6 protein-coding genes are annotated in these 11,472 nt (G+C 65.7%); 3 read left to right on the forward strand and 3 right to left on the reverse strand.

All coding sequences use genetic code 11. From position 1 onward, the window contains the following. Window positions 1-92 precede the first annotated feature (92 nt). Window positions 93-2,861: an exo-rhamnogalacturonan lyase family protein gene (locus GGR47_RS03805; RefSeq protein WP_147036090.1), complete on the forward strand. Its 2,769-nt coding sequence runs from the start codon at window positions 93-95 to the stop codon at window positions 2,859-2,861. Next, window positions 2,861-3,514 carry a DUF6250 domain-containing protein gene (locus GGR47_RS03810; protein ID WP_221204581.1) on the forward strand — a complete coding sequence of 218 codons (654 nt, stop codon included), beginning with the start codon at window positions 2,861-2,863 and terminating at the stop codon, window positions 3,512-3,514. The genes GGR47_RS03805 and GGR47_RS03810 overlap by 1 nt, the downstream gene beginning before the upstream one ends. 40 nt (window positions 3,515-3,554) lie before the next feature. On the opposite strand, the gene GGR47_RS03815 is transcribed toward GGR47_RS03810, so the two are convergent. Then, on the reverse strand, window positions 3,555-6,683 hold the full coding sequence (locus GGR47_RS03815; protein ID WP_244305037.1) for a TonB-dependent receptor: 3,129 nt from the start codon (window positions 6,681-6,683) through the stop codon (window positions 3,555-3,557). Between the two features lie 209 nt (window positions 6,684-6,892). Here GGR47_RS03815 and GGR47_RS03820 point away from each other — a divergent pair, with 209 nt between their 5' ends. Then, window positions 6,893-8,833 carry a rhamnogalacturonan lyase gene (locus tag GGR47_RS03820; protein ID WP_147036088.1) on the forward strand — a complete coding sequence of 647 codons (1,941 nt, stop codon included), beginning with the start codon at window positions 6,893-6,895 and terminating at the stop codon, window positions 8,831-8,833. A gap of 18 nt (window positions 8,834-8,851) precedes the next feature. Here GGR47_RS03820 and GGR47_RS03825 read toward each other — a convergent pair whose 3' ends face one another. After that, window positions 8,852-10,354 carry an MFS transporter gene (locus tag GGR47_RS03825; RefSeq protein ID WP_147036087.1) on the reverse strand — a complete coding sequence of 501 codons (1,503 nt, stop codon included), beginning with the start codon at window positions 10,352-10,354 and terminating at the stop codon, window positions 8,852-8,854. Beyond that, the gene (bglB, locus tag GGR47_RS03830; protein WP_063688158.1) at window positions 10,354-11,466 is read right to left on the reverse strand and encodes a beta-galactosidase BglB; all 1,113 of its coding nucleotides are present in this window, start codon (window positions 11,464-11,466) and stop codon (window positions 10,354-10,356) included. The genes GGR47_RS03825 and bglB overlap by 1 nt, the downstream gene beginning before the upstream one ends. Window positions 11,467-11,472 lie beyond the last annotated feature (6 nt).

Here is an 11,472-nt window from a genome sequence, read left to right on the forward strand (position 1 = left end):
CCAGAGCGCCCGCCCGGAAATCGCCTTTGACCGCAGCCGCCAAATAGTATCATATGATGAAAAGCTGTCCTATATTTGAGAGGGTGCCGGACATGGCCGACTGGAGCCGCAGGACGTTCCTGCTTTCGACGACGGCCGCGACCGCGGCAAGCGTGATGGGCACGGAGGCGGTCGCCGCCGCCGAGACCGTCGCGAATGCGACAGGCGCGGCCGGCGGCAATGCCGGCTGGCTCGACGGCCCCCCACCCGCAGCGCATGAGGGCATGACCTGGGGGCAGCCCTGGCCGCGCGGCACGCGACTGGCCGATGCGTACCGGATCCGCGCAGGCGGGGCGACGCAACCCGTGCAGAGCTGGCCGTTGGCATGGTGGCCCGATGGATCGATCAAATGGACCGGCCATGCGGTGCCCGCCGACGCCGCGCTGGCAGCCGACCTGCGGGTCGAGGCGGGGAAGGCCGGCGGCGTTGGCGCCGCAGTGCGCGTCACCGAACGAGGTGACGTGATCGAGGTCGTCGTCGGCGACACGGTGTGGACGATCGGCCGCAGCGGCGCGGCGATCATCCGCAGCGCGGCCAGCGGCGGGCGCGAGGTGCTGCGCAACGTCGCGCTGACCGCATCGGCACAGGACGGGTCCGACGATGATGCCGAGGCCGCTCCGCGGCGGTTGCGCTACGCCAGCCGGATCGATCGTGCGGTGGTCGAACAGACCGGGCCGATCCGCGCGGTGGTGCGGGTCGAAGGCCAGCATGAGGGCGAGGGCGAGGGCGAGCGGTGGCTGCCCTTCTCGCTCCGCCTCTACTTCCACGCGGGGTCGGCGTCGGTGCGCGTGGTGCATAGCCTGATCTTCGACGGCGATCCCGCTAGGCGCTTCGTCCGGGGACTGGGTGTCACCGGCGAGGCGCCGCTGCGCGATGCGCTGTACGACCGTCACATCCGCTTCGCCGGACAGGATGGCGGCCTGTGGGCCGAGGCGGTGCGGCCGCTCACCGGCCTGCGTCGCGATCCCGGCAAGGCGTTCCGGACCGCCCAGACCGAGGGCCGCGCCGTACCGCCGATCGGCCAGATGGCGGCGGCGGTGCGCGACAAGCTCGACTATATCCCGGCCTGGGGCGAATTCCGCCTGCGCCAGCCCAATGCGGATGGCTTCGCGATCACCAAGCGGACCGGACCGGGCCATGGCTGGGTCGACGTGGATGGCGGCCAGCGCGCCGCGGGCCTCGGCTATATCGGGGGACCAAGCGGCGGCGTTGCCTTTGCCATGCACGATTTCTGGCAGCGCTGTCCCGTCGGCCTCGACGTTGCCGGCGCGGACGGTGACGCGGCGCGCTTCACGCTTTGGTATCACGCCCCCGACGCGCCGGCGATGGACCTGCGTTTCTATCACGGCACGATGGGCATGGCGGATTACGCGCACCAGAATCTGGGGCTGGACGTCACCTACGAGGATTATGAGCCGGGCTGGGGCGATGCGTCGGGCATCGCGCGGACCAGCGAGTTCCGGCTATGGGCCTTGCCCGCCACGCCGAGCCGTACGCGCCTTGCGCAGATGGCGGTGCAGGTCGCCCGCCCGCCGCGCATCGTCGCTGCCAATGCCGCGGTGCATGACGCCCATGTCTTCGGCATCTGGGGCCCTGCCACGCCGCCTGGACCCGGCGTGCGCGGCGGCATCGAAACCCGCGCGGCGAGGGAGTTGGACTTCTACATCTGCCAGATCGAGCAGCGTCGCTGGTATGGCTTCTGGAATTATGGCGACGTCATGCACAGCTATGACGACGACCGGCACGTCTGGCGCTACGACATCGGCGGTTTCGCCTGGGATAACAGCGAGCTGTCGAGCGACCTGTGGCTCTGGTACGCCTATCTGCGCACCGGCCGCGCCGACGTGTTCCGCATGGCGGAGGCGATGACGCGCCACACGGGCGAGGTGGACGTCTATCATACCGGCCGCTTCAAGGGCTTCGGCACGCGTCACGGCGTGCAGCATTGGGGCGACAGTTCGAAACAGCCGCGCATCTCCAACGCCGCCTATCGCCGCATCTTCTATTACCTCGCCGCCGACGAACGCTGCGGCGACCTGATGCACGCGCTGATCGACAGCGACCGGATGCTCGCCAACGTTGACATCATGCGCAAGGTCGGCGCGCATCTGCCCAATGACGGCGCGACCGTGGGGACGGGGGCGGTCGTCTCCGAAAAACCGCTGCCGGCGGGGCAGGTGTTCATGTCGTTCGGCACGATCTGGGGCCCGCTGGTCGCCGCCTGGATGACCGAATGGGAGCGGACGCGCGATACGCGCTGGCGCGACCGGATCGTCGCGGGCATGCGCACCATCCCGACGCTACTCAAGCAATGGTTCGCAGGTGGTGCGGCGTTCGACCTTGCCACCGGGCGGTTCGTGGGCGGCGGCGATACCGTTAGCATGAGCCATCTCAACGGCGTCTTCGGCGTGTTCGAAACGATGGCCGAACTGCTCGAACTGGTCGACGTGCCCGCCTATCGCGCGGCGTGGATCGACTATTGCGCGTATTACAACGCGCCCGAAGCAGCGTTCCGCGCGAAGACCGGCGATCCCGGCAAGGGGCGCGCGCTGACGCAGGCGCATTCGCGCTTCACCGCGTATGCGGCGGTGGCGACGAAGGACACGGCGCTCGCCCGGCGCGCCTGGGCGGAATTCACCGGCGCGGGCGACCGTGCGGGTCGTGATCAGACGAAGGGCACGCGGCGCATCCTGCCGCCTGCGGTGCTGAAGCCGGTCGACGAACTGGCCGACGTGTCGACCAACGATGCCGCGCAATGGGGGCTGGCGGCGACCGCCAATCTGGTGCTGCTCGCGCCGCTGATGGACGGCGGGACGTTGTGATGGTGCGCGCGCTGCTGCTCGCCGGGGTGGTGGTCGCGGCGCCGGCGGCGAGCGCGCGCGAAACCCTGGCGCGCTGGCGGATCGAGGCGGAGCCGGGGGCAAAGGTCACGCTGCTGCGCGGCGGCGAGATCGATATCGACGCGGCGGACGGCGTGACGCTCTGGTATGCTCGCCCACTGACCGGGCCGGTCGCGATCGATTACGACGTGATGGCGGTACAGGCGGGCGGCCCGCACGATGCGGTCAGCGACGTCAATGCCTTCTGGATGGCGCAGGACCCGGCGGTGCCCGGCGGATCGGTGCTCGCGCGACCGCGCAACGGCGCCTTCGCGGAATACGATACGCTCAAGACCTATTATGTCGGCATCGGCGGTAATCGGAACACGACGACGCGCATGCGGCGCTATGTCGGCCGAACGGGGGATCGGCCGCTATTGCCCGAACACGACCGCAGCGACGCCGCCGCGATGCTGGTGCCTAACCGCTGGACGCATATCCGCCTGATCGCGAACGGGCAGGAGATCGCCGTGGAGCGCGACGGCGTGCGGCTGTTCACGATGCACGATGCCGCGCCCTACACGCGCGGCTGGTTCGGCTTGCGCACGACGCGCAGTCATTTGCGGGTGCGGAACGTGCGGTTCTCGCGGCGATAGAAAAAGGGCCGGATCGTCTGGCGATCCGGCCTCGTTTTCATCAGAACTTCAGCGATACACCGGCGAAGAAGCGCTGACCCGGGTAGAATACGTCCGACGTACCGATGTTCTTGATGTAGGTCTGACCATATTCCTTGTTGATGTTCTGCATTTCCATGAACAGCTGGTAATGCCACTGCGGGAAGCGGAACACCACTTTGGCATCGAGATAACCTTCGGCCTTCCGATAGATCGGCAGGTTGCCATTGTTCGCATCCGCGACCGTCACCAGCCAATCTGACCGATAGTTGTAAGCGAGGCGCGCGTTCAGCCAACCCTTGTCGTAGAAGATGCTGGCGTTCCACGTCCACTTCGACAGGCCGGGATAATCGTTGAGCGGCTGGCCGGTCCCCTGATTCGTCAGATTGGTGCGGAGCGCACGAGCGTAGGTCATGTTCGCGCTTGCGCCGAAGCCGTCGAACGGCGCGGGCAGGAAGGTAAAGGCCGTCTGTGCGCTCGCCTCGATGCCGTCAAGCAGCGCGCCGAAGCCGTTCACCGGCTGGCGTACGGTGTAGGTTACGCCGTCCTGGAATAGGTTCACGCCCGAACGAACGACATTGCCGATGACGAAGCTGTTCTCGAACTTCTTGTAATAGCCCAGACTGACCAACGTATCCTTATTCGGATACCAGGCGAGGTTCACCTCCCACTGATCGGCCCGGTAGGGCTTGAGTTCCGGGTTGCCCGCCGTGCAGACGTCGTCCGCCGCGGCGACGGTCACGTCATCGAGGCAGTTGATGTTCGGGACGAGATCGGTCGGCCTCGGGCGTGCCAGATTCTTGGCCCAGTTGCCTTGCAGGATGAGATTGGGCGTGATCGCCAGCGCCAGGTTGAACGCCGGAAGAACATCGAAATAGGTGTTGGAGAGCGCCAGCTGTTGCGCACCGAGCGTGACGGTCTCCACCCGCCCGGCCGCGTTGAAGCGGGTCTGACGGCGGATGTTCGTGCCGGTGCCGACGTCCTTGGTGAAGGTATAACGAACGCCGGCGTTGCCGGTCAGTCGCATGCCCAGAACGTCCTGTTCGAAATTGCCCTGTAGATAGCCCGACGCGATCGTCTCATCGATCTTGACCTGCGGGATCTGCGGCAACCCGTTCGCGTCCCGAACCAGTGACTGGTTGAACCCCGACAGATCGTAGAAGAGTCCGAGCACCTTGGGATCGAAATTCGCATAAGCCAACCGGTTGGGGATCGCCGACGGAATCCCCTGAATGCCGGTGAACATTGGTGCGCCGCCGGTCGTCGTGCCCAATGCACTGATCAGGTTCGCGTATTCGTTGCGGGTCAGATAGTAGGTCGTGCCGACGACCCGCTGTGGCACCGTCGCCGCATCGACAATCTGCGTCGTGTACGACACGTTCGCGCTGCTCTGATAGACGGCGGGGGTCGTCGTCGTGGCGGGAGTCAACAGTCGCGACCCGCCGCCCATATAGGTGTAATAATCGGCCCAGCGGAACTGGCCGCCGAATTCGATGCTCTTCAGCGGGCCGAGGTCTGCGTCCCAGATGCCGTCCAGCTTGAGCTGGTTCTCGCTGTTGCCCTGATCGCTGGGCCGGAACTGGACCGTGGGGCCTGCCGGTGCAAAGTTACCCGGCGTGCCGTAGCTGGTATAGATCGAGGGATCCGCTGGGTTGACGTTGTTCGGGTAGATGAAAACGGGCACGCCAAGATCGTTGCGCCGATCGACTTGCATTCCCGCGATGCCGGTCGACAGCGCGATCAGGTTGGTATTGCCGATGGTACGCGATTCACTTCGCGAAGCGAGACCCTTCAGACGGAAGTTGTCGAAGGTCCAGTCGAAGCCAGTAATATAATAGCGGGAATTCTGGTTGTACTGGAAGTCGCGGCGCTGCACGCCCAGAATATTCGACGAGCCATTGTAGTTGGGCGCGCTGGCGCTCCCGATGTTCACCGGACCCAATGCGGTCGTGTAGCTGGTGACGACGTGATTGGCGCCGACGGTCGACGTACCCAGCGTGACCTGCGGCGTCGAGCTGGTGCCGAGCGATGGGTCGAGCTGATAGCGCTGGATGCGGCCCATATCGAGCGAGTAATTGACATCGTTCAAGCGCTGGTCACGATTGTTCCACTGCACCTCGGCATAGGCGCGGAAATTGTGGGCAAATTCATATTGTGCGGTAATGTCGCCGGACAGTCGCTTATCGCGACGCACCCAGTTGCGGTAGCGCGGAACGGTCGGCGCCCAATCGAAGAATTGATTTTCGCATGCGGCGCGACGGGTGGCAAAGGTCTGGCTTGCCGTAGCACCCACGCCTGCGCAGCTGGCGTAGGTGTTGAAGTTGGCATAGTCGCTATTGGCGACCGTCTTCTGGTCTGAATGGTCGAAGTCGGCGAGGCGGCTATAGTTGGTGTTGCTGGCGTAGTCCTGCCGTGTCGTCACATCGCTGTACGTGATGTTGGCGAGAACGCCGAGGCCATCGATCAGGAAATGTGGCGTGCCGATCAGCAGCGTCGCGCGCGGGCGCCAGTCGCGGGTCGTTTCGAGATGCTGGCCGGACAGGTTGACCGAGGCGATGCCCTGCTTGAGCTCGAGCGGCTTGCGCGTTTCGATCTGGACGGTGCCGCCAAGGCCGCCTTCAGTCAGCTTGGCCTGATAGCCCTTGTAGACGTCGATCGACTTGACAAGTTCGGAGGCGAGTTCGCGGAAGTCGCCGGCGCGGGCGCCGAGTGCGGAGGACTGGCCGACGCCGTTGATCTCGACGCGGTTGAGATCGGGTTCGACGCCGCGGATCGAGATCTGGGTGCCTTCGCCAAAGTCGCGGCTCAGCTGCACGCCGGTGACGCGGGCGAGGCTGTCGCCGATGTTCTTGTCGGGGAAGCTGGCGATGTCGTCGGCGACGATCGAGTCGACGACGGTGCCGGCGTTGCGCTTGCGCTGGATCGCGGATTGCAGCGAGGCGCGGGTGCCGACGACGACGATATCGCCCGGTGCCTTTTCGTCGAGGTCCTGCTTGGGGGCGTCGGGCTGCGCCTGCGCGGTCGGGGCTGCGGTCTGTGCCAGCGCGGGCGTGCCAGCGATCAGGCCGAACGCCAGGGCGCTCCATGCCGAGGTGCGCAGCATGGCGCGGGCACCGGACCGCGAAACTGTGAATGCAGTGGAACCCGTCATGTCATCCTCCCTCATGCGTCCATGCCTGCCCCCGATCTGCGCGGGTTGGCGGCGGTGGAGCCCCATTCTCGATTGCCTGTGTAACTAACCACAATGTGGAATGCAATCGTATAGATTGGAATTTTGAAAAAGGGTGCTATCACTGTCGCAAGCCGCACCAACGAGGCGGCGCAGGGGTAAGCGGCGCGATGCGTCTGGAGAGGAATGCGATGGGACGGCAGGCATTACGGAGCGGAATCGCGGGCTTGGTCTTGCTGGCAACGGGCGTGGCGGCGTCCGTGCAGGCGGGGGCGGAAGGGCCGGTGCGGCAGGCGGAACGGCTGGACCGCGATGTCGTCGCGGTGCCGGCGGAGGGCGGCGGCGTGCTGATCGACTGGCGGTCGCTGTCTTCCGATCCCAAAGGCGTCGGGTTCGACGTCTATCGCGACGGACGTAAGGTGACCTCTGCACCCGTCACGCAGTCGACCAACTTCCGCGATCCCGACGGCACGCCCGCCAGCCGCTATGCGGTGCGGATGATCGCGCCGGGCACGGCGGGCGCGATGACGCCGGCGGTGCCGGTCTGGGCCAAGGGCTATTGGTCGATCCCGCTCGATCCCCCTGCGGGCGGCACGACGCCGGATGGCGAGGCGTATAGCTATACGGCGAACGACGTCGGTATGGGCGATTTGGACGGTGACGGTCAGCCCGATCTGGTGTTGAAATGGGACCCGACCAACAGCCATGACAACAGCCAGGGTGGCTATACCGGGCCGGTCTATCTCGACGGCTATACGCTGCGCGGCAAGCGGCTGTGGCGGATCGACCTGGGTCGCAACATCCGCGCTGGCGCGCATTACACGCAATTCCTGGTGCAGGATTTCGACGGCGATGGCCGCGCCGAAGTGGCGATGAAGACCGCCGACGGCACGGTCGATGGCCTGGGCACCGTTATCGGCGACGCGAAGGCCGACTGGCGCCAGCATGACGGCGAGGTGCCGCAGGCGGACAAGACCGGCGCGCATGTCACCGCCGACGGGCGGATGGTGGCGAAGCTCGCCGGGCGTATCCTGACCGGGCCGGAATATCTGACCGTGTTCGACGGGCGCACGGGCAAGGCGCTGGCCACCGCGCCTTATGATCCGCCGCGCGGCCCCCGCAACGATCCGGGCTTTGCCGAGATGGCGAAGCTATGGGGCGATGCGTACGGCAACCGCGTCGACCGGTTTCTGGCGGGCGTCGCCTATCTCGACGGGCGGCACCCGAGCATGATCTTCGGACGCGGCTATTATGCGCGCACCGCGATCGCGGCGTGGGACTATCGCAACGGCAAGCTGACCGAACGCTGGCTGTTCGATACGAACCAGCCGGGCAACGCGGATTACGCCGATCGCGGCAATCACCAGTTGAGCATTGCCGACGTCAACGGCGACGGGCGTGACGAGGTGATCTACGGATCGATGGCGGTCAGCGCCGATGGCAAGGGGCTGTGGACGCAGCCGCTTTACCATGGCGACACGATGCACGTCGGCGACCTCGATCCATCGCGACCGGGGCTGGAGAAGTTCGGGGTGCACGAGCAGATCGCGCATAATGGCGGGATCGGATCGGCGCTGCTCGATGCGCGGACCGGTGAAATCCTGTGGAGCAAGCCCGCCAAGACGGACACGGGCCGTGGCCTGAGCGCCGATATCGACCCGCGGTATGTCGGCGAGGAGATGTGGGGGGCGAACCAGCCCGACCTCTACGACGTGCATGGCAAGGCGATCGGGCCGCACCCCAGGCAGACCAACTTCGCGATCTGGTGGGACGGCGATCTGCTGCGCGAACTGCTCGACGGCACGACCATCAGCAAGTGGAACTGGAAGACGGGCAAGGCCGAACCGCTGCTGGTGGCGGATGGAGCGGCGTCGAACAACGGCACCAAGGCGACCCCAGCGCTGCAGGCCGACCTGATCGGCGACTGGCGCGAGGAGGTGGTGTGGCGTAGCGCCGACAATCGCGAGCTGCGCATCTATACGACGCCGTGGCCGACGACGCACCGGATCACCACGCTGTTGCAGGACCCGGTCTACCGCGCCGGGATCGCGTGGCAGAACACGGCGTATAACCAGCCGCCGCACACGGGCTTCTACCTCGGCATGACCAAGGCGTCCGACACGCCGGAGTGAGGGAAGGGCGCAGCCCGGTCAAAGGACCGGGTTGCGTCCCCACAGCTGGTCGTAGCGCCAGCCCGACAGGTCCTCGACGATCGCGCCGCTCTGCGGGGTGGCGGGCTGTGTGGCGCCGGCGCGCAGGCGCTCGATCTCGTCCATCAGCACGACATGGGTGGTGGGATCTAGGCGGAAGCGCAGCGACACCCATAGGCCGAAGGCGAGGATGGCGAGCGTGCCGCCGATCATCACCGCGACGATCGCGTGGACGGTGACCGACGACTGGCTGGTCGCGCCGGCGACAAAGCCCGACAGCTGCAGGATCTGCCCGACCGCGATCAGCGCGATCGCCTGCGACATCTTCCGTACGAAGGTCATGACGCCGGCGAACGCGCCCTCGCGGCGGCGGCCGGTGACGATCTCGTCGACGTCGGCCATGAAATTGTAGGTCGCCCAGGGGATGTAGTTGAGCGCACCGCGGCCGAGTCCGGCGAAGACGACGGGGATCGCGAAGATCCAGCCGCTGGCGCCATGACCGCTCCACCACAGCCCCAGGAAGATCAGCACGCCGATCGCGAAGCTGACGCCCGCGATACGATAGGCGAGCGCGGGCGACGCCCGCAGCGCGAAGTTGATCGCCAGCAGCACCGCGACCGTCTGCACCGCATAGGTGAGACCGGCGAGGTTCGACACCGCCAGCGTCGTGCCGCCCAATGCGAAGACGACGAAATAGGCGAAGGCGGCGTTGAAGATATCCTGGCTGATGTAGCCGCCGAGATACATGCCGAGGTGCAGGCGGAACGCGCGGATGCGCAGCGTCGAAAACAGGTTGCGGTAGAGATCGCGGATCGCGGCGGTCGGCGTCATCCTTTCGCGGGCGAGCGCTGCGGTTTCCGCCGACCGCGGACGTTCCCAGCTGAACAGGTACAGCAGCGTCGCCGCACCCATGAACAGCACGGCAAACAGGATACCCATGTAGAGGTAGGTGTCCGGCGAATCCTTGCCGAGATGCTCGATCAACCGGCCGGGCAGGATCGCGGCGAGGATCGCGGAGATCTGGCCGCACATGATGCGCCAGCCGGCGAACTTCGCCTTGCTGCGGTAATCGCTCGCCATTTCGGCGGCGAGCGTTTCGTAGGGGATGATTTCGAGCGCATAGACCAGCTCGAACAGGACGTAGGTGACGAGATAATACCAGAAGGTCTGGCCCGACACCCACATGATCGCGAACGAGGGCAGCAGCGGGATGGCGGCGAGGATGAACGCCCGCCGCCGCCCGAATTTTCGCCCTGCCCAGGTGTCGCCGAACCGGTCGGAAATATAGCCGATGGTCGGGCTCGCCACCGCGTCGAGCACGCGGGCGATGCCGAAGATCAGCGTCGCCTGCGCCGCCGACAGGCCGCAAAAGGTGGTGTAGAAAAACAGCACCCAGGTGCTGATGACCGCCATCGACCCGGCGCCAAGGATGTCGTTCGATCCATAGGCCGCGAAATTGTACCAGCGGACCGGACGGGCGGGGGCGATGGCGGCCTGGGTCATCAGATGTACGTCCGCAGGAATTCGCCGAGCGCGCAGATCGCCAGGCTCTGGCCGTAGGGCATCGAGGTGAGGGCGATGTCCTTGTAGAACTGCATCGTATCGCCCATCGCGGTGCCGAAGCTGACCTGCTTCAGTTCGCCCTTGTCATCGATATTGGCGAGGACGGCGCGGATCGCCTTGATCCCGACCGCTTCGTAATGGCGTGGCAGATAGCCCTTCCGCACCGCCTTCAGGATGCCATAGGCGAAACCGGCCGTGGCCGACGCCTCGAGATAGCTGGTCGGATCGACGATCAGCGTGTGCCACAGGCCGCTGTCGTCCTGATGTTCGGCGAGCGTCTTCACCTGTGCCGCCAGCGTGTCGATCAGGAAGGTGCGGAACGCGTCGCCCGGCGGCAGGTCGAGCATCTCGATGATTTCGGGGATCGCGATCGTGACCCAGCAATTGCCACGCGCCCACAAGGCACCCGCGAAATTGTGGCGGCCATCGAAGGTCCAGCCGTGATACCAGAGCCCGGTCTGGCGATCGAACAGATATTTGATGTGGATCAGGAACTGGCGCTTGGCCTCCTCGATATAGTGCGGGCGACCCAGGATCTGGCCGATGCGCGCGAGGGGTAGCACGCTCATCATCAGCGTGTCGTCCCACATCTCCTGCGGGTTCTCGTCGTTGAAGACGATATGCTGGAAGCCGCCCTCTTCGGTCTTGGGCAGGCCGTCGTCCGCCATCAGCCATTCCGCCCAGATGTCGAGATAGGGCAGATACGTCTGGTCGCCGGTTTGCTCGTACAGGTTGGCGAGCGTCAGGAAGGGCGACATGGTGTTGATGTTCTTGGTCGGCGTGCCCGCGGCGAAGCGGTCCTCGAACCATTTCAGCATCACGTCCCAGGCGGCCTGGTCGCCGGTCTGCTCCCAATAGCGGTACAGGCCGAACAGGCCGATGCCATGGGTCCATTCCCAATCGTTCCACCCCTTGGTGTCGATGACGCGACCGTCCTCCAGCCGGAGCAGGAACTCGCCGGTCTCATCCTTGATGTTGACGAGGTTGTCGATCAGCTTGGCGATCTGCGCCGTCACCTCGGCGCGGGGGATGTCGTGATTGAGGGCTGCCACGGGAAA

It is taken from the genome of Sphingomonas aquatilis (genome assembly GCF_014196115.1).
GTDB classification, from domain to species: domain Bacteria; phylum Pseudomonadota; class Alphaproteobacteria; order Sphingomonadales; family Sphingomonadaceae; genus Sphingomonas; species Sphingomonas aquatilis.